This window comes from Streptomyces sp. AM25 (assembly GCF_058146165.1).
In genome coordinates this window covers 184,391-206,973 of record NZ_JBKIWN010000138.1, presented here as the reverse complement: position 1 = coordinate 206,973, position 22,583 = coordinate 184,391, and the positions used below count along the sequence as shown (strand labels likewise).

Below are 22,583 nucleotides of genomic sequence, written 5' to 3'. Positions count from 1 at the left end.
CGCCCCGCCCCCTCGCGTCGCCTGTGATTCGGGCGTCAGAGGCGCGCGATGTTCCCCACCGGGAAGCGGGGGGCTCTCCTGGGCGGTACCGGGGCCGTCAGGAGGATCAGGCGGCATGCCCGGTGGCGCTGGCCCTCGTACGGAGCGAGCAGTTCCAGCATTCCGGCGTCGTCGGTGCCCCTGGCTCCCGTGAGGGCGTAGCCGATCAGCTTCGGCAGGTGCAGGTCGCCCGTCGTCACCGCATCCGCCGCGCCGTTGCTGCGCTGCAGCGTCTCCGCCGCCGTCCACGGGCCGATGCCCGGGATCTTCCGGAGGCGCGCCTCCGCCTGCGGCCCCGGCATCGCCGCTGCCTCCTCCAGGCGGGGCGCCACGCGGGCGGCGCGGATGATCGTCGACGCTCGTTTGGTGTCCACCCCGGCCTTGTGCCACTCCCACGACGGGATCAGGGCCCAGCTTCCCGGGTCCGGCATCACGTACAGGCCCGGCAGCGGGCCCGGGGCCCTGTCGCCGTGGCGCTGGAGCAGCAGGCGCCACGCTCTGTACGCCTCGTCGCTGGTCACCTTCTGCTCCAGGATCGCCGGGATCAGCGATTCCAGGACCAGGCCCGTACGCGCCAGCCGCAGGCCCGGGTTGCGGCGGTGTGCCTCGTGGAGCAGGCGGTGGCGGGGGACGAACGCTTCCGGGGTGTCCTCCGCGCCCAGGAGGGTGGGGAGGCCGTCCAGGAGCCAGTCCGATCCCGGGCCCCACGCCTCCGCCCTGATGCGGTCGCCTTCGGCAGTCATGCGGAGCGTTCCCGCCCCCGCCGGCGTGCGGCTCGCCCGCCAGATCGAGCCGTCCGGCGCCACCCGGTACGCGGGGTCGCCGGGGCCCCTCGCCAGGACGCCCAGTGTGCGCCCAGGGTCGTACGGGCCCGGCGGGGTCCACGTGCGGGTGGTCATTCGGCCAGGGTACGTCCGTGCCCCGAAGGGGATCGGCGGCGGTTACTGGTCCGACGAGAAGCGGATCGCCCCCTGTGGGATCACCGCGTCGCACCAGATGCGGGCTCCCGCTCGCAGTTCGTTGTCCGCGCCGATGCTCGCGTTGTCACCGATGACCGCGCCGTCCAGCACGCAGCGGGCTCCCACGCGGGCGCCTGCGCCGATGAGCGAGTCCGTCACCTGGGCGCCCGCCTCCACGACCGCGCCGTCCATGACCGTGCTGCCCTCGATGCGCGCCCCGGGCGCCACCCGTGCGCCCTTGCCGATCACCGTGCCGCCCATCAGCTTGGCGTCCTGCGCCACCTGCGCATCGCCCAGCACCAGGTGCTCCCCGCACCGGCCCGGCACCGCCGGGGACGGGGCGCGGCCGAGGACCAGGTCCGCCGAGCCGCGCACGAAGGCCTGCGGGGTGCCCAGGTCCAGCCAGTAGGTGGAGTCGACCATGCCCTGCAGGTGGGCGCCCGAGGAGAGGAGGTCCGGAAACGTTTCGCGTTCGACCGATACCGGGCGGCCCGCGGGGATCGTGTCGATCACCGAGCGGTTGAAGACGTACGCCCCGGCGTTGATCTGGTCCGTGACGATTTCTTCGGGGGTCTGCGGCTTTTCCAGGAAGGCCGTGACCCTTCCCGTTCCGTCCGTGGGGACCAGGCCGAAGGCGCGCGGGTCCGCCACCCGGGTGAGGTGGAGCGAGACGTCCGCGTTCGCGGTGCGGTGCGTCTCCACCAGGGCCTCGATGTCCAGGCCCGTGAGGATGTCCCCGTTGAAGATCAGGACCGGGTCGTCGGGGCCCGAGTGCAGGCGCGGGGCGACGTTGCGGATGGCCCCGCCGGTGCCCAGCGGCTCCTCCTCCGTGACGTACTCCAGGTGCAGGCCCAGGGCGGAGCCGTCGCCGAAGTACGGCTCGAAGACCTCGGCCAGGTAGGACGTGGCCATCACGATGTGCTCGATCCCGGCCGCGCGGGCCCGCGCGAGCTGGTGGGTGAGGAACGGGACGCCCGCCGCCGGGACCATCGGCTTGGGCGTGTGCACCGTGAGCGGGCGCAGCCGCGTGCCCTTGCCGCCGACCAGGAGGATCGCTTCTGGCGAAGAAGTCAACTGTTGTCTCTGCTTCCTGCTGGGGCCGGGCCGTGAACGGCGGCCAGTGTATGCAGAACGTTCGAGTCCGCTTCGCGCCGGTCAGCGGCCCTGGAGCCGGGCGGCGGTGGAACGGATGGTGCCGAGACGGGAGTACAGCTTGTCACCGGGGCATTCCGTGGCATAGCCGTCGCGGTGCCCCGAAATCGCCTTGATCTTGACGGTGGTGCCCTTCTTGTAGAGGTTGCCGCCTCCCGAGACCAGGGACACCGACCCCTTGGGGTTGATGCCGAAGAGGCCCAGCTTCCACGCGGCGAGCTTGGCCACGGCGTCCACGGCCGCGCCGGGGGCGCTGTTCTTGCTGAACGTGCCGATCACGGCGATGCCCATGCTGTTGGTGTTGAAACCGAGCGTGTGAGCGCCCTTGACGGCCTTGGCCACGCCGCCCGCCCGGCCTTCGTAGACCGTGCCGCACTTGTCGACGAGGAAGTTGTAGCCGATGTCCCGCCAGCCGCTGCTCACGACGTGGTAGCGGTAGATACCGCGAATGACGGAGGCGGACTCGGAGCAGCTGTAGCCGTTGCCCGAGGCGGTGTGGTGGACGAAGGCCGCCTTGACGGACTTGGTGTACGCGAACTGCCGCTCGCGCATGGACTCGTCGGCCCCCCAGCCCGCCCGGGTGACGATGCGCGGGCGCGGGCCCACGTAGCGCCCCGCGGACTCGGAGTCGTCGGCGTTCTCCTCCGTGCCGCGGTCCGTCTCGGGGCTCAGCGGGATGCTGGCGATGTCCTGGGAGGGGGCCGTCTCCGGCGCGTCCTGGGTCTCCGGCTCCTCCGTGTTCACATCGGCAGTGATGTGCCCGATGCCGATGTGCGCCGCGGCGACGTCCCGCTGGGCGTCCGGGCGGTCCGCGGCGGGGATCTCGGTGGCGCCGAGCGGGGCCAGGGGGGCGTTGGCCGCGGAGGCGGAGGAGGAGCTCTCGCTGTCGCCGCCGGGGACCGGGCCGGGCGGGGTGACGCTGCGCCGGCCGTGGGCGCCGGCGGGCGCGGGGGCCGGGTCGCGGCCCGGGTCCACGAGTTCCGCGCGCATGCCCCTGGGCAGGCCGCCGCCGTGGGCCGCGGGCTGCCGGTCGGCCGAGGGCTCCGGGCGGACCCGTACCTGGACGGCGTCGGAGGCGCCGACCCACAGCGGTGCGGTGGAGCCGTGCACCTTGGAGTGGCGGCCCTCGTCCGAGTCGGGGTCGGGGCGGTCGTCGTCGTGCGCCTGGATGTCCTGCCAGCCCGACCAGGCGCGGGTGGCCGTCGAGCGCGTGCGGACCTGGACCCGGCCGTGCAGCTCGGTGTCGGCGTCGTCCCAGACGATGCCGATCAGCGAGAAAGGCCGGACCTCCTGGGCCGGCAGGCCCATTCCGCCCGTCCCGGAGGCCGTGCCGTACGCGCGGCGGGCGGTGCCGAGCGGGACCAGCGGGAGCGAGCGCGTCAGGCCGGCCGGCGCGGCGGGGGCGGCGGGTGGTCTCCTCTCCGGCCGGGTCGCGTGGTGCGGCGCCGCCCCGGAGGAGGCCGGGGCCAGGAGCGGCAGGGCGAGGGCGGCACAGGCGGTGACGGCGGGGGTGACGAGGATTCCACGCATGGAAGAAACCTGAACACAATGGGACATTCCTGTCCATTGCTCAACTGCTGGTATGTCGGCCCGGAGCGGCCCCGGGACACCCGCCGTCCGACTGACCGTCAGTCATTGGGCCGCGTACTCTGGCGCGGATGAACGCCACCGACCGCACCCCCGCCGACCTGCTGCGTTCCGCGCTCGCCGCGGACCCGGCCCGCCCGCAGGTCACCTTCTACGACGACGCCACCGGCGAGCGCGTGGAACTCTCCGTGGCCACCTTCGCCAATTGGGTGGCGAAGACCGCCAATCTGCTGCAGGGCGACCTCGCCGCCGAACCCGGCGACCGGCTCGCCCTGCTGCTGCCCGCCCACTGGCAGACGGCCGTCTGGCTGCTCGCCTGCTCCTCGGTGGGCGTGCTCGCCGACGCCGGCGGCGACCCCGCCGCCGCCGACCTGGTCGTCAGCGGGCCGGACACCCTGGAGCAGGCGCGCGCCTGCTCCGGCGAGCGCGTCGCGCTGGCCCTGCGCCCCCTGGGCGGCCGCTTCCCCGAGGCGCCGCAGGGCTTCCTCGACTACGCCGTCGAGGTCCCCGGCCAGGGCGACCGCTTCGCCCCGTACGCCCCCGTGGACCCCGACGGTCCGGCACTCGCCGTGGACGGGCTGGAGCTCACGGGCGCGGAGCTGGTGGAGCGGGCCCGTGCGGATGCGGGGAGGCTCGGCCTCGAAGCCGGCTCGCGGCTGCTGTCGGGGCTGTCCTACGACGGCTGGGACGGCCTGTCGGCCGGGCTGTTCGCGCCGCTCGCCGCGGGCGGCTCGGTCGTGCTGTGCCGGCACCTCGGCCTGCTGCCCGCGGACGGCCTGGAACAGCGGCGCGCGAGCGAGCGCGTCACCGTGACGGCCCTCTGACGCTGCCGGACCGCCGGTTCCGCGCGATGATCGACGGTACGCCGCCGACCCCGCGCGGGAAGGACGCAGTCAGCCGTGAACCACAGCCCTGGCGGGCCCCGCCTGCCGGACGGACCCCTCTTCGGGGGGCCGGACGGCAGGGCGGGTCTGCCCCGGCGCCGGCGCTGGCTGCGCGCGCTGGCCGGGGGCATGGCGCTGCTGGTGCTGGCCGTGGCCGGGATCGGCTGGGTGCTCTACGAGCAGCTCAACAGCAACATCCACACCGACGACGAGACCGCCGCGGAGCTCAGGCGCTGGGAGAAGGAGCGCCCGCAGGCCATGGTCAACGGCGCCCAGAACATCCTGATCATCGGCTCCGACACCCGCAGCGGCGCCGGCAACTCCCGGTACGGCGAGGACAGCGGCACCCAGCGCTCGGACACCACGATCCTGCTGCACCTGGCCGCCGACCGGCGCAGCGCCACCGCCGTCAGCCTCCCCCGCGACCTGATGGCCACGATCCCCCGCTGCCGCAAGCCGGACGGCGGTTACACCAACGAGCGCTTCGCGCAGTTCAACTGGGCGTACGAACTCGCAGGCACCGCCTGCACCATCCGCACCGTCGAGGGCATCAGCCGGGTCCGCATCGACCACCACATCGTCCTGGACTTCAGCGGTTTCAAGCGCCTGGTCGACTCGGTCGACGGGGTCGAGGTCTGTCTGAAGAAGCCCGTGGACGACCGCGAGGCGCACCTGCGGCTGCCCGCCGGCCGCCAAGTGCTGCACGGGGAACAGGCGCTGGGCTTCGTCCGGGCCCGCTACAGCCTCGGCGACGGCAGCGACACCGAACGGATGGGCCGTCAGCAGCTGTTCATGGGCGCCCTGTTCCAGGAGATGCAGAGCGACGGCGTGCTGCTCAACCCCACCCGGCTCTACCCGGTGCTCGACGCGGCCACCAAGTCGCTCACCACGGACTCCGGGCTCGACTCGCTGCGCAAGATGTACGACCTGGTGCGCACCGTGCGGAACATCCCCAGCAATCACGTGCAGTTCCTGACGGTGCCGCGCAAACCGTACCCGTACAACTCCGACCGCGACGAGCTCGTCCAGCCGGATGCCGACCAGTTGTTCGAACAGCTGCGCATGGACCGGCCCGTGACGGTGAGCGAGCACGTCCGGCCGGCGGATGGCAAGCCGGGCGGACGGCGTCCGCCGCAGGGTCCGCGGGACGACGAGCCCGATCCCGTCGACGTTCCGGAGAGCGGGACCGGCGTCGCTCCCGAACCCCCTGCGGCGCACCGTTCCGCGCTGCCCCCGGCGCCGACGGCGCCCTCCGCGAGCGGGCGTTCGCAGGAAACCGCCGGGCCCGCTCCCACGCCGTCCACCAGGCCCGACGGCCCGCCCACGTACCAGGGGACGACCGCGGCGCGCGGCATCTGCGGCTGAGCACCGCCGAAAAGGTGCGATCATCTCTTTCACCCCCGCGTTCGCCGAGGCGTTCGCAACCCGCGAAGGGAACGGGGGGATCGCCCAGTTGTCGGGGAGTGCATTTTGTCCCCGGCGTCGCTGGACGCTGAACTGGGCGGATAGTGTGAGCGATCCGGTGCGCGCTGCCGGCTCGGCGCGCACTGCACAGACGACGTGAAGGTGATCGGGCGTCCCAGGGGGAAGGGCGCCGGGTGGCACCCGACGGAGGATTCAGGCGACCGTGGACGCGCAAGGCCGTGGGCGAGCGGGTGGCATCGACCCCGCCGACCAGTGGGTGTTCGACCCCAAGACCGGCAGCTATGAGCTGCGCCTCGACGAGCCGGGGGAGCCGTCGGCCCCCGCCGCCCCGGCCCCACGGAGAACCCGTCCCGCCCCCCGCCCGGTGCCCGGGCAGCGCAGCGGCGCTGCCGGCCGCCGCGCCGGCGGCGGCAAGGCGGCGGGCGCGGACCGCCGCAGGCCCAAACCGAAGAAACGCACCGGCAGGAAGAAGGCCCTGGTCTGGACGGGCGGCACGCTGGCCTTCGTCCTCGTCGGCGGCTCGGTCGGCGCGTATCTGATCTACGAGCACCTGAACGGCAACATCGACAAGGTCGACGTCGGCATCGACAACGCGGCCGTCACCAAGGGCCCGGTCAACATCCTGGTGATCGGCACCGACAAGCGCTCCGGCAAGGGCAACACCGGCTACGGCGACGACGGGAGCGTCGGCCACGCCGACACCACCGTGCTCTTCCACGTCTCGGAGGACCGGACGAACGCCACCGCGCTCTCCATCCCCCGCGACATGATCACCGACGTCCCGGACTGCCCCACCAAGGCCGGCGGGGCGACGAAGACGATCCCCGGCTCCAAGAACGTCCGCTTCAACGAGAGCCTGGGCCAGGAGGACCGCGACCCCGGCTGCACCTGGCGGACGGTCGAGCAGCTGACGGGCCTGAAGGTCACCCACTTCATGATGGCCGACTTCAACGCCGTCAAGGAGCTCTCCTCCGCGGTCGGCGGCGTCGAGGTGTGCCTCGGCAAGGACATCGACGACCCCAAGTCGCACCTCAAGCTGAGCAAGGGCCGGCACGAGATCCAGGGCGAGGACGCGCTGGCGTTCGTCCGGACCCGGCACAGCGTCGGCTTCGAGAGCGACCTGGACCGCATCAAGCTCCAGCAGCAGTTCCTGAGTTCGATGATCCGCAAGATGAAGTCGGGCGACACCCTCACCAACCCGAAGAAGCTCTACGACCTCGGCGACGCGGCCACCAAGTCGCTGACCGTCGACACCGGCATCTCCTCCGTCGGCAAGCTGGCCAGCCTGGGCAAGGAGCTCAGCAAGGTCAACCTGAAGAACATCACTTTCGCCACCCTGCCCGTCATTGACAACCCCGCCGACGGCAAGGTGCACAAGACGGTCGTGCTGGACAAGGCGAAGGCCGACCCGCTGCTGGCCATGGTGCGGCAGGACGTCTCCCTCACCGAGGTGAAGGAGAAGGAGAAGAAGGCCCAGGAGGACGCGGACGCCAAGCAGCAGGCGCTGCTGCAGGGCCCGAAGGCCGAACCCGCGAACGTCAGGGTGCGGGTCTTCAACGGCAGCCGCCGGATGGGCGCCGCGCAGGAGGCCGTCGCCTGGATGCAGAACTCCAAGGGCATGACGCGCACGAGCAACGGCGGCAACGCCACGGGCGGCAAGGTGGACAAGACGGTCCTGGAGTTCGCCCCCAACCAGGCCGACCAGGCCCGGCGGCTGGCCGACGCCATGGGGCTGCCCGCGGACGCCCTCCGGCAGAGCGGCGGCGACGCGCCGCCGAAGGCGGAAATGAAGCTCACGCTCGGCGCGGACTTCAAGGGCGCGGGCACCCCCGTCTCGGCCCCGGCCCCCGCCAAGGCGCCGGAGGGCGTGCAGAAGATGGAAGCCGACGACCAGAACGTGTGTGCCAAGTAGGGCAGCACGTCCGTCGAACATATTTACGCGCCGCATAATGCAGTAACACAGACCGCCGTGCACCAACCGGCACAACACGCCTGCCCATCGGGCCGGACGCACGCACCACTTCAGGGGAGGCCCGATGCGCCAGAGCGATGCGGTGCAGGACGAGATACCCGGACAGGCCGAAAGCCCCGTGAAGGCGGACGTCCCCGCACAGGCCGACGGCGGCTCCGGCGGGGACGGCGGCTCCGGTGACCGCCCCGCGGGGGACGGCGGCGGGAACGCCAAGCGGAAGCGGACGTTTCGCATAGTGCGGCGGACCGCCCTCGGGGTGTCCGTGGCCGTGCTCGCCGCGGCCGGCGGCGGGTGGTTCTACTACGAGCACCTCAACGACAACATCAGGAAGGGCGCCCTCAACCTCGGCGACAAGCAGCTCGACCGGTCCGTCGCCAACGCCGAGGGGCAGCGTCCGATCAACATTCTGCTGCTGGGGTCCGACAGCCGGGCCAGCAAGGAGAACCAGGACCTCGGCGGGGCCCGCGACGACGCCGACCGGCCGCCGCTCGCCGACGTGCAGATGCTGGTGCATGTCTCGGCGGACCGCAGCAACATGTCCGTCATCAGCGTCCCGCGCGACACCCGGGTGACGATCCCCAAGTGCACCGACCCGGACAGCGGCAAGGTCTACAAGGGGACCACGTCGCAGATCATCAACACCAGCCTGGTGAACGGCGGTCCGGGCTGCACGGTCGCCACCTGGGAGGAGCTCACGGGCATCCCCGTCGACCACTTCATGATGATCGACTTCTCCGGCGTGGTGAACATGGCCGACGCCGTCGGCGGCGTCCCGGTCTGCGTGGACGCCAACGTCTACGACGACAAGTCCGGGCTGCGGCTGCCGAAGGGCACGCACACGGTCAAGGGCCAGCAGGCGCTGCAGTGGCTGCGCACCCGCCACGGCTTCGAGGACGGCAGCGACATCGGCCGCACCCACGCCCAGCACCTGTACATGAACTCGATGGTCCGTCAGCTGAAGGCCGGCACCAAGCTCTCCGACCCGGCGCAGCTCACCGGCCTCGCCGAGGCCGCCACCAAGGCACTGACCGTCGACAAGGACCTCGGCTCGGTCAAGAAGCTCTACGACCTGGCCGACGACATCAAGCGGGTGCCCTCCGGCCGGATCACCATGACCACCATGCCGTGGATCGCCGACCCCCAGGACCCCGACGCCCACGTGATACCGAAGCCCGGCGACGCGGACAAGCTCTTCTCGCTCGTCCGCAACGACGTCGCGCTGGACGGCAAGGACAAGAAGAAGGACGAGGGCGGCGCCACCGGCACCGCTCCCGCCTCGGCCAAGGCGAACATCCCGGTGACCGTCTTCAACGGCACCGGCACCGCCGTCCTCCCGCCGGCCACCGGGCGCGGCGCCGACATCGCCGCCCTGCTGGTCAAGCAGGGCTTCGCCAAGACCGTCTCCGACTCCACGCCCCGCGCGCAGGCCGACACGACGATCACCTACCCGCGGGCCGCGCTGCGCAGCGACGCCCTGACCGTCGCCAAGGCGCTCGGCCTGCCGGAGACGGCGGTGCGGCTGTCGCCCGAGGTGCAGCAGACCACCCTGGTCGTCGGCGGCGACTGGCGGGAGGGGACGGTCTACCCGAACGGCGACGGCGGCGAGCCCGCCCCGGACGCCTCCGCCTCCTCGGCGTCGCCCTCCACGTCGCCCGACGCGAAGAACGGCGCCCGGAAGCCGGGCGACAACAAGGCGCCCGAGAGCTCCGACCCCCTCAACGGCGACGACAAGTCGGCCTGCATGAAGGTCAATTCGCTCAACCGCTGGTGAAGGACCGGCCCGGTCAGTCCCCCGGCCTGACCGCCGGGCGGCGGCTGGCGATGACGCGCTGCGCGAGCGAGCGCGGGCTGGTGAGGAAGCCGAAGCCCCACGACATGTGCATCGTCGCCAGCGCGACCGGGATCTGCGCCCGCGCCTTCAGCGGCAGCCCCTTGCCGGCCGGCACCGAGCCGGCCGCGATGGCCGCCAGGTACCCGGCGGGCACCACGAAGCCCCACGGGGTGACGGCCGCGCCCACCACGGCACCGGCCGCGATGGCCAGCACGGCGGTCGGCGGGGCGAGATAGCGCAGGTTGATCGAGCCGCGGTGGTAGCGGGCGACGACGTGCCGCCAGCGGCCGTAGTCCTTGTACTGCTTGGCGAGTGCCCGGACCGTGGGCCGGGGGCGGTACGAGACCCTGAGCTCCGGCGAGAACCAGATCAGCCCGCCGGCCTCGCGGATGCGGAAGTTCAGCTCCCAGTCCTGGGCGCGGATGAACTCCTCGTTGTACCCGCCCTGCCGCTCCAGCGCCTCGCGCCGGAAGACGCCCAGGTACACCGTCTCGGCGGCGGCGGCCGCGCCGCCGGTGTGGAAGGCGGCGTTGCCCACGCCGATCTTCGACGTCATCGCCGCGGCGACGGCCTGCTCCCAGGCGTTCTCGCCCTCGGCGTGCATGATGCCGCCGACGTTCTGCGCGCCGGTCTCCTCCAGCAGCCGCACCGCGGTGGCGATGTAGTCGGGCGACAGCATGCCGTGCCCGTCGACCCGTACCACGATCGGGTGACGTGATGCCTTGATCGCGGCATTGAGTGCGGCAGGGGTGCGTCCGGTGGGATTCGGCACGGTATGGACCCGTGCGTCCTCCTTCACGAGCTCTGCGGCGATCTCGTCCGTGCGGTCCGTGGACGGTCCGAGGGCGATGACCACCTCCAGCTCCCCGGCATACTCCTGCTCGAGGATGTGCCGGACGGAGGTGCGCAGATGCCGTTCCTCATTGAGCACCGGCATGATCACGGAAACGGCGGGCGGCTGCTGCTGAACTGGCATGGTTCCTCGGGGACAGGGCTACGGGGTCGTTCGTCACGTTACCGCCAATGGGGGACACGGGCCCGCCCCGGCCGGGTGGCCGGGCCCCCGCGGACGGCGCGGTGCCGCGGCCAGCTGATCGTATGGGCCTACGGTTCTTGCGGTTTCCGCCCGGTTTCTCCCCGCCCCCTCCTGATCGCTGCGGAGGTCCCGACGTGACCGCAACGGCCCGCTTCCCCCGCCCGAACCGGCCCCGCCACAGCGCCCCCCGCCACCGGCGCTGGGGGCTGCGCATGGCCATGGGCGCGGCGGCCGCGGTGCTGGCCGCCGGGGGGCTGGGGCACGCACTGGTCGCCGGGATCGACGGCGGCATCAGCCGCATCGACCCCTTCAGCGGGCTCTCCGACCGGCCCCGGGTGAGCCGCGGCACCAACTTCCTGCTGGTCGGCACCGACGGCCGCGACAAGATCACCGAGGAGGAGCGCACCGCGTACCACCTCGGCGGCGAGGCCTGTCACTGCACCGACACCGTGATGCTGGTGCACCTCTCCGCCGACCGCAGCCGGGCCGGCGTGGTCAGCCTGCCGCGCGACACGTACACCGAGATCCCCGAGTACACCGACGAGAACGGCCGGGTGCACCCCGTCCACCCGCAGAAGCTCAACGCCGCCTACGCGGAGGGCGGGCCCGGGCTGACCGTGCGGGCGGTCGAGCGGCTGACCGGCGTGCACCTCGACCACTACCTGGAGGTCGACTTCACCAGCTTCATGAAGACCGTCGACGCCGTGGGCGGGGTGCAGGTGTGCACCCCGAAGCCGCTCAAGGACGACTACACCGGCCTCGACCTTCCCGTCGGCACCAGCAGCCTCAACGGCGGCCAGGCCCTGCAGTACGTCCGCTCCCGGCACCTCGACGGGGCCGCCGACCTGGGCCGGATGCAGCGGCAGCAGCGGTTCCTCGCCGCGCTGATGCACCGGGTCGCGGGCAGCGGGGTGCTGCTGAACCCGGTGAAGTTCCACGACGTGGCCTCCACCGTGATCGGCTCCATGCGCGCCGACCGGGGGTTCGGCACGGCGCAGCTCGTCGAGCTCGGCGAGGCGATGCGGAGCCTGGCACCCTCCTCGGCGGAGTTCACCTCCGTGCCGATCGGGGTGGTCGACTTCCCCGTGCCGCACCTCGGCTCGACCGTGAAGTGGGACGAGGCGGCCGCCGACCGGCTGTTCGCGGCGCTGCGCGAGGACCGGCCGATCACCTCGCGGCCCGCGGAGCGGGCGCCGGAGGCGCAGGAGGCGAAGGGGGCGGCGGTGGACGTGCCGCCGGGGCGGGTGCACGTCCAGGTCTTCAACGGGACCGGGCGGCCGGGGCTGGGGCAGTCCGTGGACGCGGCCCTGCGGGCGGCGGGCTTCGCGACGACCGGGTCGCCGACGAACGCGCCGACGGCGGAGCGGACGGTGCTCAGCTACGACCCGCGCTGGGACCATTCGGTACGCACCCTGTCGGCGGCCTTCCCGGGGGCGGAACTGAGGGCGGTGCCGGGGCAGGGACCGATGATGCGGGTGATCGTGGGCTCGGACTTCCGGTCCGTCCACCCCGTACCGGGTACGGCGGCGGGGCCGCCGCCCGGGGGCGGTTCCGTGCTGACCGGTGACCAGGCGGTCTGCCCGGCCGGGGCCTGAGCGCTCCGCGCGACGTGCAGTGTGTCGACTGCGGGCTCGTCATGGCTGGTCGCGCAGTTCCCCGCGTCCCTTCGGGGCGCGGGGCTGTATCAATATGCGGCTCCGCCGCGTGGGTGCGAGCAACCACACACGACCCGCACCCTCAGGCCGCGTCAGAGCCCTCAGCCGCGGCCTTCTCCCGCAGCTCCATGATCGCCCGGCGCCGTGCCAGCCGGTGCGTCCGCCGGATCTGCGCCTCCTGGTACCGCCGCCGGTCCTTGTCCGTCTCCGGAAGCACCGGCGGCACGCTGCGCGGCCTGCCGTTCTCGTCGACGGCGGCGAACACCAGGTACGCGCTGCCCACCTGCACCGCGGGCGTGGACTCGTTCCAGCGCTCCGCGAGGACCCGTACCCCGACCTCCATCGAGGACCGGCCGGTCCAGTTGACCTGGGCCTTCACATGGACCAGGTCGCCGACCCGGACGGGCACCAGGAAGGCCATCTCGTCCATCGAGGCCGTGACCGCGGGCCCGCCGGAGTGGCGGCCGGCGACCGCGCCTGCGACGTCGTCGACCAGTTTCATGATCACGCCACCGTGGACGGTGCCCAGGAGGTTGGTGTCATGGCTGGTCATGATGTGGGACAGCGTCGTGCGGGACGCCGAGGTCGGCTTGCCGGATATCGCCGGCTCCGGGCTCCGGTCCTGAAGGGTCATGCCACCCACTGTAAGCGGGCCCGGCGAAGGGCCCGGATTGCATCAGCTCTGCAACAGCCCTGCCCCGATCCCGTCCGGGCCCTGTGGGTCGGCGTGCCGCACCAGGCACACTTCGTTCCATGAACAATCGGCCCCAGAATCGGACAAACGACGCCCGCGCCGTGCCGCCCACCCGGCGCGGCGGCCTGCCGCCGCAGTACCGTCCGGGCGCCTCCCACCCCGACGGCGGCTACAGCACCGGCCAGGTCTACGGCCGGGGCGGCACTCCCCCGGGACCGGGCGGCAGGGGCCGTGCGCCGCGCAGCGGGGCCCCGGACTGGAAGCGGCGGATCAAGATCGGGACGATCGTGGTCCTCGGCACCCTCGTCGTCGTGGCCACCGTCACGTACTTCTGGGCCGACTCCCAGCTGCGCCGCGAGGTCGACCTCGGGAAGATCAAGGACCGCGCGCCCTCGGGCAGCGGCACCAACTACCTGATCGTCGGCTCGGACAGCCGCGAAGGCCTGTCGGAGCAGGACAAGAAGGACATGCACACCGGGTCGGCGGACGGCAAGCGCACCGACTCGATGATGATCCTGCACACCGGTGACAACGGCACCACGATGCTGAGCCTGCCGCGCGACTCGTACGTCACCATCCCCGCCTTCACCGGCGAGAAGTCCGGCAAGCAGTACCCGCAGTCCACGCACAAGCTCAACCAGGCCTTCGCGGACGGCGGCGCCGAGCTGCTGATCCGGGCGATCGAGTACAACACCGGGCTGCACATCGACCATTACGCGGAGATCGGCTTCGGCGGCTTCCGCAACCTGGTCGACTCGCTCGGCGGCGTGGACATGTGCATCGACAAGCCGATCAAGGACCGGGACTCGGGCGCGGACTTCAAGGCGGGCTGCCAGACCCTGAACGGCACCCAGTCGCTGGCGTTCGTCCGGCAGCGGCACCAGGAGGCCGACCAGGACCTGGGCCGGATGCGCAACCAGCAGAAGTTCCTCAACACCCTTGCCAAACAGGCCGCTTCGCCCTCGACGATCCTCAACCCCTTCCGGCTCTACCCGGTCATCGGCTCGGGCCTCGACACCCTCATCGTCGACAAGGACATGGGGCTGTGGGACCTGACCTCGATGTTCTGGGCCATGAAGGGCGTCACGGGCGGGGACGGGCAGCAGGTGACCGTGCCGATCTCGAACCCGAACCTGCCGACGCGCAGCGACGGCGTCGCGGTGAAGTGGGACCCGGTGAAGTCGAAGCAGCTCTTCGACCAGCTGAAGAAGGACGAGAAGGTCACCGTCACCGGCAAGTGAGCCGCGTCAGGCGGCCTCCGGCTCCGGACCGGTGGTGTTCACCAGGGCGAAGGGGGCGCCCTGCGGGTCGGCCACCACGGCCATCCGGAAGTTCATCATGTCGAACGGCGGCTTGAGCACCGAGCCGCCGGCCCGGATCAGGGCGTCGACCGTGCTGTCCGTGTCGTCGACGGAGAAATACGTCAGCCAGTGCGAGGGCGTGCCGGGCGGGAGCCTGTCCAGCCCCTGCATCCCGCCGACCGTGCGGCCGGCGGCGGTGAGGGCGAAGTAGTCCGGGGCCTCCTCCATGGGGGCCGCCTCCAGGCCCAGTGCGGGGTAGAACGCCCGGGCGGCGGCCGGGTCCGCGGTGTTGAGCTCGTTCCACACCACCGAGCCCGGTTCGTTCACGATCTGCGCGCCGAAGAAGTCGCCCGCCTGCCACAGCCCGAACACCGCCTCCGCGGGGTCGACGACGATCGCCATGCGGCCGATGGTCATCACGTCCATCGGCCCGAACATCACCCGGCCGCCCCCGGCCGGGACCGCCTGCAGGGCGGCGTCCAGGTCGGCGGTGGCGAGGTAGGTGGTCCAGACAGTGGGCGGGACGGGCAGGCCCTCCGGGGCCATCGCGGTCATGATGCCCGCCACGGCCCTGCCGCGCAGGGTGCACACGGCGTAGCCGCCGGTCTCCGGCGGGCCGGGCTCGCCCTGCCAGCCGAAGAGGTCGTGGTAGAAGTCCAGGGCCGCCCGCTGGTCGGGGACCGTGAGCTCCGTCCAGCACGGAGTGCCGGGCCGGTACGGGCTGGATACCTCGGGCATGACGGGCGCCTCCACGGCAGTCGGGCGTACGGGCCCCCCGCCACCGACCACCCTGGCGGGCCGGGAGCGCTCCCGCCACCGCAGGGCGCCCATCGGCGTGTTCCGTGTCTTCCTTCTCGACGGCCCCGGGCGTACTGTCGGCGCCCGATCTGATGTGCCGTCAGTAATTTCCGGCTGCGGCACCGGAGGAGAAGGGAACCCCACGTGTCCCGCACCCCAGGTCACACAGCGCGCCGGCGCGGCGCGCTCGCGCTCTCGGCGGCGCTGGCAGGCGGCACGATCGCGCTGGTCGCACCGGCTGCACACGCCGAGACGGTCGACGTCAACTACCACTGCAAGACGCCCATCGGGGACCGGAGTGCCGTCTCGCCCATCGACATCAAGGGCGAGCAGAGCGGCGACTCGTACAAGCTCACCATGTCCTTCCAGAAAGGCGTCTCCTCCAGCCCCGTCGAACTCGGCAAGGGGGCAATGAAGCCAAGTGCCGTCATCAAGCTGGGCGGTGCGGACTCCGGCACGGTCGCCGTCTCGGGGCCGGGCAACGACCAGCCGATACCCGCCAACACCCCGATCAAAATAGGCGACTTGTCGGGGAGCTACACGCCGAAGAAGGACGGCAAGGTCACCTTCACCGCCTCCACGCTCACCATCCTCGCGCTGGGCACCACGACCACCTGCGATCCCACCAACAACCCCAAGCCGTCGCTCACGCTGGACGTCAAGGCGGGCGGCGGGACGACGGGCGGCAGCTCGACCGGAGGCGACTCGACCGGCGGGTCGACGGCCGGCTCGACGGGCGGGTCCACCACCGGTGGATCGTCCACCGGCGGCAGCACCACGGGCGGGTCCACGGGCGGATCCACATCCGGTTCCACGGCCGGCTCCACCGGCGGCGGCCGGCTCCCGCAGACCGGCCCGTCCGACAGCGCCATCGCCCTCGGCACCCTCGGCGGCACCGTGCTGCTCGCCGGGATCGCGGGTGCGCTCTGGCTGACCCGGCGGAACCGCGCCGCGGGCTAGGGCCGGTGCAGCCCCGTACCCGCGCGGCGGCCCTGGCCGTCCCGGCCGTCGCAGCGGCCCTGCTCGCCGCGCCGGCCGCCGCGGAGCCGCAGCCGTGGTGGGCCGCGCCGTCCGGAGGCCGGTCCGCGATCGCCCTGGAGGGCGTCCCCGGCACGGTGTTCGAGGACAAGCTGTCCGTGGTCAACCCCGGCACCGCGCCCCGCACCGTCGAGCTGCGCCCCACCGGTGCGTGGATCGCCCTGGCCGGGCGCCGGGTGCGGGTCCCGCCGCGCACCCGCGCGGACGTCCCGCTGACCGTGACCGTGCCGACGGGCGCGGTGCCCGGTGAACACCCGGCCGCCGTGGCCGTCACCGGGGAGGGCCGGCAGCTGCAGGTGCCGGTGACCGTGCGCGTCACGGGGCCGACGCTGGCGGCACTGTCGGTCGAGCACGTGCGGGTCAGCGGTACGGGCCGGGGCACCGTGATCCACTACGCGCTGGTCAACCGGGGCAACACCGTGCTCGCCCCGCACCTGGAGATCCGCGCCGTCGGCGTATTCGGCGAGGTGCTGCACAGCACCCCGCACGGGGTGCCCGCGGAGCTGCCGCCGGGGCGCGACGTCCGGCTCGCGGAACCGTGGCCGGGGGCCCCGCGGCTCGACCGGGTCCGGGTCAGCGTCACCGCCACGGCGCCCGGCGCGGCGCACTCCACCGCGTCGGACACGTACACGCCGCTGCCCTGGCTGCTGCCGGGGCTGGGCGCGGCCGTGGCCGCCGGTGCGGCCGGCTGGCTGGTGCGGCGGCGGCGGAAGGCCAGGCCATGAGGGCCGTGATCCGTACGCTGCTGGTGCTTCTCCTGTTGCTGATGGGGCCACCCGCCGTCGCGGCCGGCGGGCCCACGGCGGTCGTGAGCGGGGGCGAGGCCGTCAAGGGCGGCAGCGTCACCGTCACCGGCGCGGGCTGGCGGCCCGGGGCGCTGCTGACGCTGCTGGTGTGCGGGCAGAACATGATCGGCGGCACCGGCTCCTGCGCCAACGCCGACGGCCGCACGGTCACGACCGCGGCCGACGGCACGTTCCGCCGGAGCATCCCGGTCCCCGCGCCGCCCAAGCCCTGCCCCTGTGTCGTCCACGTGGCGACCGTCATGGGCACGCCCGCTGCCGCCGATGCCGCGCTGGCCATCTCGGGGCACCCCAGCGCCACGCTGCCGCGCCAGGAGGGCGGGGAGCGGCTGAGCATCCTGGCGGCGCGCCTGCAGGGCGGCGACGGGCTGCTGACGTGGTTCGGCGCACCGCCGACGCGGACGCTCGTCCTCACCGTCGGCAACCTGGGCACCACCCCGGCCCGGGACCCGGTCCTCCGGCTCGGCACCTCGCACGGCGTCCTCGCCCCGTCCTGGGAGGACCGCCGCTGGCGCGGCACCGTGGAGGCCGGGCACACGGCGCGGGTGGCGCTGGACGTGGAGCTGGCGGCGGGGGCGTACGGGGACTACCGCGTCTCGCTGGAGTACGACGGCAAGCTCCTCGTCGAGGAGCCGTGGGACGTGAGCCGCCCGTGGGGCGTGACACTGTTCTGGGTGCTGCTGTGCGTGGTGATCCCGGCGGGGGTGTACCGGGCCGGGATGGCGGTGGTGGACCGGATCCGTCCGCCGCAGCAGAAGCCCGTCGGGAAGAAGACACACCGGAAGAAGACGCACCGGAAGAAGCCCGGCTCCGCGCCCGTACGCGCCCCCGCCCTGCCCTGGTCCGCCCCGCCCGAGGAGTGAGCACCTGCTCGTACAGCAAAAAGCGCCCCCGGCGCGAGAACGCGCCGGGGGCACTCGGGTCCGGGGTCCGTCAGCGGACGTCGCCCATCAGGCCCTCGACCTTCCTGCGGTACATCCAGATCGCGGCACCGGCCAGGACGGCGGCCGCCGCCTCGCCGAGGATGACGCCCACGCTGTCGAGGTTCACACCGGCCGTGGCCAGCAGGGTCATGGTGCAGTCACCGGCGGTGACGGCGAGGAACCACACACCCATCATCTGGCTCGCGTACTTCTGCGGCGCCATCTTGGTGGTCAGCGAGAGGCCGACCGGGGAGAGGCACAGCTCGCCGCACGTCTGGACCATGTAGATCATCAGCAGCCAGGCGGGGCTGACCGTCTTGCCGTCCGTCGCCATCGACAGCGGGATCGCGAAGATGACGAACGAGGCACCGGCGAAGAGCATGCCCATGCAGAACTTCACCGTGGTGCTCGGCTCGCGGTCGCGCTTGGACAGCCACATCCACAGCGAGGCGAAGACCGGCGCCAGGGCCATGACCCACAGCGGGTTGACCGACTGGAACCAGGTCGACGGGAAGCCGATGCCGAAGACGTTGTCGGTGGTCTTCTTCTCGGCGAAGGTCGACATCGTCGAGCCCGCCTGGTCGAAGATCATCCAGAACACGGCGGCCGCCACGAAGAACCAGATGTAGCCGCTGACCTTGGTCTGCTCGCTGTCCGAGAGCTCCTTGTCACGCTTGATGCGGACCAGGACGGTGATCGGGATGACCAGACCGATCAGGGCGAGCGGCACGGTGGCCCAGTTCATGGTGAAGTGGCCGGTGCCGCCCACGATGCCGTAGAAGACCGCGGCGATCGCGAGCCACATCAGGCCCTTCTTCAGCCAGGAGTTGCGCTCCTCGGCCGTCAGCGGGGTCGGGACCTCGCTGCTCTTGGGGTTCAGATGACGCGTGCCCCACAGGAAGAAGGCCAGGCCGATGGCCATGCCGACGGCGGCGATGGTGAAGCCGAGGTGCCAGTTGTACTTCTGGCCGACGGTGCCGATGATCAGCGGCGCGGCGAAGGCACCGATGTTGATGCCCATGTAGAAGATCGTGAAGCCACCGTCGCGGCGCGGGTCGTTCGGGCCGTCGTAGAGGTGGCCGACCATCGTCGAGATGTTGGCCTTCAGCAGACCGGAGCCGACGGCGACCAGCGCGAGGCCGGCGAAGAAGGTCGGCTTGCCGGGAACGGCCAGCATCAGGTGGCCGCACATGATGACACTCGCCGCCACGGCGACCGTCTTGCGCGGACCCCAGATGCGGTCGCCGATCCAGCCACCGGGCATGGCGAGCAGGTAGACCATCGCCACGTAGATGGAGTAGATGGCCACCGAGTTCGCCTGCGGCATGGCCAGACCGCCGCCCTGGCTGCCGGGCTTGGCGTCGGGGCCGCCGGCGATCAGGTAGACGACGAGAAGGGCACGCATGCCGTAGTAGCTGAAGCGCTCCCACATCTCCGTCATGAAGAGCGGGGCCAGGCCGATGGGATGGCCGAGGAAGGTCTTCCCGCTTCCGGCCGGAGAGGTCTTCTCCGCCTCGGCAGTGCCCTTCGTCAGGCTGGACGCCATGGTCGATCCTTGTGTCTCGGGACGCGCTGGTGGAGCTGGGGCGCGCCCGGGTGGGGGTGGGCCGGCACCGGTTACAGCGCTGCCCGCCCCCACGCCCAAGGGGTTCGGCTCCTCACGACGAGAACCCGGCAGGACAGCCGTACTTCCGGGATCCACGCCCCCGCGCATCCTCGCGCGGCGGACCCGGCCGACAGGTCATTCACTGTGACAGGGCCGGGGGTACCCGGCCCTGCACACAACAAGGACCTCCGGCGAAGTGAGTGGCCCAGCCGAAAGTCCCCCTTGTGCTACAGACGTTCCCAGCACCATACGTCAGGCCCTGCCCGCTTATGGAAGCCGTTGAGACATGGATCACAGGCGGGCCGGGAACCGTTCGCGCTTGTTCGATGGTGCTAACACTTCTGTTGAAGTGTTGCCCCGGGTAGCCCTGAGTACTCCTCTGACGTGCGCCCGGGCGGACTACCATCACTTGCATGACCCGAGTACTGCTCGCCGAGGATGACGCCTCCATCTCGGAACCGCTCGCACGCGCGCTGCGCCGCGAAGGGTATGAGGTGGACGTACGCGAAGACGGTCCCACGGCGCTGGACGCCGGCCTCAAGGGAGGGGTGGACCTGCTCGTCCTCGACCTCGGGCTGCCCGGCATGGACGGACTGGAAGTCTGCCGCCGACTGCGCAACGAGGGCCACGGCTTCCCTGTCCTGGTGCTCACCGCCCGCGCCGACGAGGTGGACACCGTCGTCGGCCTGGACGCCGGCGCCGACGACTACGTCACCAAGCCCTTCCGCCTGGCCGAACTGCTGGCCCGGGTCCGGGCCCTGCTCCGCCGCGGCACCGTCGAGTCCCACCAGCAGCCCCCCGCCACCCACGGCGTCCGGATCGACGTCGAGTCCCACCGCGCCTGGATGGGCGACGAGGAACTCCAGCTCACCGCGAAGGAGTTCGACCTGCTGCGCGTCCTCGTCCGGGACGCCGGCCGGGTCGTCACCCGCGACCAGCTGATGCGCGAGGTCTGGGACACCACCTGGTGGTCCTCCACCAAGACCCTGGACATGCACATCTCCTGGCTGCGCAAGAAGCTGGGCGACGACGCCGCCAACCCGCGCTACATCGCCACCGTCCGCGGCGTCGGCTTCCGCTTCGAGAAGAGCTGACCCCCGCACAGTGCGTCGCCGACTGATCAACTCCACGCTCGCCGTCGTCCTGGTCGTGATCGCCGTCTTCGGCATCTCGCTCGTCATCGTCGAGACCCGCACGATCGAGAGCAGCGCCCAGGAGAGCGTCCAGACCGAGGCCGTGCGCCTGACGGGCATCGTCGACTCCCGGCTGCTCGGCGGCGAGCGCGTGGAGTCCGGGGTGCTGCGCGAGCAGTTCACCCCGGACCGGTACGCCCGGATCGAGATCCCGGGCCGGCCGGTCATCGAACTCGGGGACCGGCCCACCGGCGGCGTGATCACGGCGACGGAGAAGGGCGAGCAGGGCGAGACCGTCCGCGTCGAGGAGTCCCGCTCCGCGGTCAGCCGGGAGGTCGGCCGCACCCTGCTGGTGATCCTCACGGTGGCGCTGCTGGCCGTGGTGGCCGCGGTGTTCCTCGCCGTGCGCCAGGCCAACCGGCTCACCGCCCCGCTCACCGACCTCGCCGAGACCGCCGAGCGGCTGGGCTCGGGCGACCCCCGCCCCCGGCACCGCCGCTACGGGGTGCCCGAGCTGGACCGGGTCGCCGACGTGCTGGACTCCAGCGCCGAGCGGATCGCCCGGATGCTCACGGCGGAGCGGCGGCTGGCCGCCGACGCCTCGCACCAGCTGCGCACGCCGCTGACCGCCCTGTCGATGCGGCTGGAGGAGATCACCCTCACCGACGACCCGGACACGGTCAAGGAAGAGGCCACGATCGCGCTCACCCAGGTCGAGCGGCTCACCGACGTCGTCCAGCGGCTGCTCACCAACTCCCGCGACCCGCAGACCGGTTCGGCGGTCACCTTCGACCTCGACGAGGTCATCAAGCAGCAGATCGAGGAGTGGCGCCCCGCCACGCGCGGCAGCGGCCGGGCCCTGGTGCGCTCCGGCAAGCAGGGCCTGCAGGCGGTGGGCACCCCCGGTGCGGTGTCCCAGGTGCTGGCGACGCTCATCGAGAACTCGCTGATGCACGGCACCGGGACGGTCGCCCTGCGCACGCGCGTCACCGGCAACCAGGCGGTCGTGGAGGTCACGGACGAGGGTCCGGGCGTCCCGCCGGACCTGGGCTCGCGGGTCTTCGAGCGGACGGTGAGCGGACGCAACTCGACGGGCCTGGGTCTGGCGGTGGCGCGGGACCTCGCGGAAGCGGACGGCGGCCGCCTGGAGCTGTTGCAGCAGCGACCGCCGGTGTTTGCGCTGTTCCTGTCGATGGGGGCGGATCCGGGGCCCCGTAACGGGCCCGCAGGCTAGCGACGGGCTCCCGCGTGCTGCGGCGCCTCGGCCAGGAAGGCCTCGGCCGTCTCCACGGCCTCGCGGGCCGTCGAAGCGCGGAACACCCAGGTCCGGTAGGACCAGAACCGGAAGACGGTCCCCAGGCCCAGCCCGACGACGTTCTTCGCGATGTTGTCCGCGAGCGGGGTGGTGAGCCCGAAGCCGTAGTGCGACAGTGCCAGGATCCCGTTCTCGATCACCAGGCCGACGCCGCTGAACAGCAGGAAGAGCGTGAGCTCACGGCTGCGCCGGTTCCGGTCGCAGTCGCGGTAGGTCCAGTAGCGGTTGCCGACGTAGTTGGCGCCGATCGCCACGACGGTGGCGATCACGCCCGAGCGCACCACGGCGAGGTGCAGGCCGTGGATGCAGAGGTTGAACACGGCGAGGTTGACCACGAACCCGATGGCGCCGACGGCACCGAACTTCGCGATTTCGCGGGCCAGCCGCTCCAGCCGGGAACGCACTGTGCGCCGTTGAGTCATGTCGTTCATG

The 22,583-nt window shown here is 72.1% G+C and carries 19 protein-coding genes; 11 read left to right on the top strand and 8 right to left on the bottom strand.

Going from position 1 to position 22,583, the window contains the following annotated elements; all coding sequences use genetic code 11:
- Positions 1–35: 35 nt before the first annotated feature.
- The 3 genes from ACLHRZ_RS40680 to ACLHRZ_RS40670 all read right to left on the bottom strand — a co-directional run bounded on the left by ACLHRZ_RS40680 (position 36) and on the right by ACLHRZ_RS40670 (position 3,680).
- Positions 36–938 carry a DNA-3-methyladenine glycosylase family protein gene (locus ACLHRZ_RS40680; protein ID WP_490423646.1) on the bottom strand — a complete coding sequence of 301 codons (903 nt, stop codon included), beginning with the start codon at positions 936–938 and terminating at the stop codon, positions 36–38.
- Between the two features lie 42 nt (positions 939–980).
- The gene (gene manB, locus ACLHRZ_RS40675) at positions 981–2,072 is read right to left on the bottom strand and encodes a mannose-1-phosphate guanylyltransferase (protein WP_490423645.1); all 1,092 of its coding nucleotides are present in this window, start codon (positions 2,070–2,072) and stop codon (positions 981–983) included.
- Between the two features lie 81 nt (positions 2,073–2,153).
- Entirely contained in the window at positions 2,154–3,680 is a 1,527-nt protein-coding gene (locus ACLHRZ_RS40670) for a peptidoglycan recognition protein family protein (RefSeq protein ID WP_490423644.1), read from the bottom strand.
- Between the two features lie 128 nt (positions 3,681–3,808).
- Here ACLHRZ_RS40670 and ACLHRZ_RS40665 point away from each other — a divergent pair, with 128 nt between their 5' ends.
- The 4 genes from ACLHRZ_RS40665 to ACLHRZ_RS40650 all read left to right on the top strand — a co-directional run bounded on the left by ACLHRZ_RS40665 (position 3,809) and on the right by ACLHRZ_RS40650 (position 9,789).
- Positions 3,809–4,561 (top strand): TIGR03089 family protein, encoded by a 753-nt coding sequence (locus ACLHRZ_RS40665; protein WP_490423643.1) that lies wholly within the window; start codon positions 3,809–3,811, stop codon positions 4,559–4,561.
- A gap of 75 nt (positions 4,562–4,636) precedes the next feature.
- Positions 4,637–5,986: an LCP family protein gene (locus ACLHRZ_RS40660; RefSeq protein ID WP_490423642.1), complete on the top strand. Its 1,350-nt coding sequence runs from the start codon at positions 4,637–4,639 to the stop codon at positions 5,984–5,986.
- A 262-nt stretch (positions 5,987–6,248) separates the two neighbouring features.
- Positions 6,249–7,958: an LCP family protein gene (locus tag ACLHRZ_RS40655; RefSeq protein WP_490423641.1), complete on the top strand. Its 1,710-nt coding sequence runs from the start codon at positions 6,249–6,251 to the stop codon at positions 7,956–7,958.
- A gap of 124 nt (positions 7,959–8,082) precedes the next feature.
- Positions 8,083–9,789: an LCP family protein gene (locus tag ACLHRZ_RS40650; protein ID WP_490423640.1), complete on the top strand. Its 1,707-nt coding sequence runs from the start codon at positions 8,083–8,085 to the stop codon at positions 9,787–9,789.
- Positions 9,790–9,802: 13 nt separating this feature from the next.
- Here the strand turns inward: ACLHRZ_RS40650 and ACLHRZ_RS40645 are convergent, their stop codons facing one another.
- Complete coding sequence (locus tag ACLHRZ_RS40645; RefSeq protein ID WP_490423639.1) at positions 9,803–10,825, bottom strand: glycosyltransferase family 2 protein; 1,023 nt, start codon at positions 10,823–10,825, stop codon at positions 9,803–9,805.
- Positions 10,826–10,947: 122 nt separating this feature from the next.
- On the opposite strand from ACLHRZ_RS40645, the gene ACLHRZ_RS40640 reads away from it, so the two are divergent.
- On the top strand, positions 10,948–12,480 hold the full coding sequence (locus tag ACLHRZ_RS40640; RefSeq protein ID WP_490423638.1) for an LCP family protein: 1,533 nt from the start codon (positions 10,948–10,950) through the stop codon (positions 12,478–12,480).
- Positions 12,481–12,622: 142 nt separating this feature from the next.
- Here ACLHRZ_RS40640 and ACLHRZ_RS40635 read toward each other — a convergent pair whose 3' ends face one another.
- Positions 12,623–13,174 (bottom strand): acyl-CoA thioesterase, encoded by a 552-nt coding sequence (locus tag ACLHRZ_RS40635; protein WP_490423637.1) that lies wholly within the window; start codon positions 13,172–13,174, stop codon positions 12,623–12,625.
- A 119-nt stretch (positions 13,175–13,293) separates the two neighbouring features.
- On the opposite strand from ACLHRZ_RS40635, the gene ACLHRZ_RS40630 reads away from it, so the two are divergent.
- Positions 13,294–14,475: an LCP family protein gene (locus ACLHRZ_RS40630; protein WP_490423636.1), complete on the top strand. Its 1,182-nt coding sequence runs from the start codon at positions 13,294–13,296 to the stop codon at positions 14,473–14,475.
- Between the two features lie 6 nt (positions 14,476–14,481).
- Here the strand turns inward: ACLHRZ_RS40630 and ACLHRZ_RS40625 are convergent, their stop codons facing one another.
- Entirely contained in the window at positions 14,482–15,273 is a 792-nt protein-coding gene (locus tag ACLHRZ_RS40625) for a VOC family protein (RefSeq protein ID WP_490423635.1), read from the bottom strand.
- Positions 15,274–15,477: 204 nt separating this feature from the next.
- Here ACLHRZ_RS40625 and ACLHRZ_RS40620 point away from each other — a divergent pair, with 204 nt between their 5' ends.
- From ACLHRZ_RS40620 to ACLHRZ_RS40610, 3 genes are read left to right on the top strand one after another with little or no spacing between them, the layout of a single operon-like run.
- Positions 15,478–16,293 carry a peptidase gene (locus ACLHRZ_RS40620; protein ID WP_490423634.1) on the top strand — a complete coding sequence of 272 codons (816 nt, stop codon included), beginning with the start codon at positions 15,478–15,480 and terminating at the stop codon, positions 16,291–16,293.
- A gap of 5 nt (positions 16,294–16,298) precedes the next feature.
- Entirely contained in the window at positions 16,299–17,096 is a 798-nt protein-coding gene (locus tag ACLHRZ_RS40615) for a COG1470 family protein (protein ID WP_490423633.1), read from the top strand.
- Positions 17,093–18,037 (top strand): hypothetical protein, encoded by a 945-nt coding sequence (locus ACLHRZ_RS40610; RefSeq protein WP_490423632.1) that lies wholly within the window; start codon positions 17,093–17,095, stop codon positions 18,035–18,037. The genes ACLHRZ_RS40615 and ACLHRZ_RS40610 overlap by 4 nt, the downstream gene beginning before the upstream one ends.
- A 70-nt stretch (positions 18,038–18,107) precedes the next feature.
- Here the strand turns inward: ACLHRZ_RS40610 and ACLHRZ_RS40605 are convergent, their stop codons facing one another.
- Positions 18,108–19,643 (bottom strand): peptide MFS transporter, encoded by a 1,536-nt coding sequence (locus ACLHRZ_RS40605; RefSeq protein WP_490423631.1) that lies wholly within the window; start codon positions 19,641–19,643, stop codon positions 18,108–18,110.
- A 473-nt stretch (positions 19,644–20,116) separates the two neighbouring features.
- Here ACLHRZ_RS40605 and ACLHRZ_RS40600 point away from each other — a divergent pair, with 473 nt between their 5' ends.
- Positions 20,117–20,797, top strand: coding sequence for a response regulator transcription factor (locus ACLHRZ_RS40600; protein WP_171084139.1), 681 nt, complete (start codon positions 20,117–20,119; stop codon positions 20,795–20,797).
- A gap of 10 nt (positions 20,798–20,807) precedes the next feature.
- Positions 20,808–22,070: an ATP-binding protein gene (locus ACLHRZ_RS40595; protein ID WP_490423630.1), complete on the top strand. Its 1,263-nt coding sequence runs from the start codon at positions 20,808–20,810 to the stop codon at positions 22,068–22,070.
- Here ACLHRZ_RS40595 and ACLHRZ_RS40590 read toward each other — a convergent pair.
- A complete protein-coding gene (locus tag ACLHRZ_RS40590; protein WP_490423629.1) occupies positions 22,067–22,573 on the bottom strand; it encodes a GtrA family protein in 507 nt (168 codons plus the stop codon). The two genes, ACLHRZ_RS40595 and ACLHRZ_RS40590, sit on opposite strands and share 4 nt — an antisense overlap.
- Positions 22,574–22,583 lie beyond the last annotated feature (10 nt).

Bases quoted from the DNA above. Each gene is read 5' to 3' on its own strand.
- ACLHRZ_RS40680 (WP_490423646.1), bottom strand. From the start codon at position 938: ATGACCACCCGCACGTGGACCCCGCCGGGCCCGTACGACCCTGGGCGC.
- ACLHRZ_RS40670 (WP_490423644.1), bottom strand. From the start codon at position 3,680: ATGCGTGGAATCCTCGTCACCCCCGCCGTCACCGCCTGTGCCGCCCTC.
- ACLHRZ_RS40665 (WP_490423643.1), top strand. From the start codon at position 3,809: ATGAACGCCACCGACCGCACCCCCGCCGACCTGCTGCGTTCCGCGCTC.
- ACLHRZ_RS40650 (WP_490423640.1), top strand. From the start codon at position 8,083: ATGCGCCAGAGCGATGCGGTGCAGGACGAGATACCCGGACAGGCCGAA.
- ACLHRZ_RS40645 (WP_490423639.1), bottom strand. From the start codon at position 10,825: ATGCCAGTTCAGCAGCAGCCGCCCGCCGTTTCCGTGATCATGCCGGTG.
- ACLHRZ_RS40640 (WP_490423638.1), top strand. From the start codon at position 10,948: ATGGGCCTACGGTTCTTGCGGTTTCCGCCCGGTTTCTCCCCGCCCCCT.
- ACLHRZ_RS40635 (WP_490423637.1), bottom strand. From the start codon at position 13,174: ATGACCCTTCAGGACCGGAGCCCGGAGCCGGCGATATCCGGCAAGCCG.
- ACLHRZ_RS40630 (WP_490423636.1), top strand. From the start codon at position 13,294: ATGAACAATCGGCCCCAGAATCGGACAAACGACGCCCGCGCCGTGCCG.
- ACLHRZ_RS40625 (WP_490423635.1), bottom strand. From the start codon at position 15,273: ATGCCCGAGGTATCCAGCCCGTACCGGCCCGGCACTCCGTGCTGGACG.
- ACLHRZ_RS40610 (WP_490423632.1), top strand. From the start codon at position 17,093: ATGAGGGCCGTGATCCGTACGCTGCTGGTGCTTCTCCTGTTGCTGATG.
- ACLHRZ_RS40605 (WP_490423631.1), bottom strand. From the start codon at position 19,643: ATGGCGTCCAGCCTGACGAAGGGCACTGCCGAGGCGGAGAAGACCTCT.
- ACLHRZ_RS40600 (WP_171084139.1), top strand. From the start codon at position 20,117: ATGACCCGAGTACTGCTCGCCGAGGATGACGCCTCCATCTCGGAACCG.
- ACLHRZ_RS40590 (WP_490423629.1), bottom strand. From the start codon at position 22,573: ATGACTCAACGGCGCACAGTGCGTTCCCGGCTGGAGCGGCTGGCCCGC.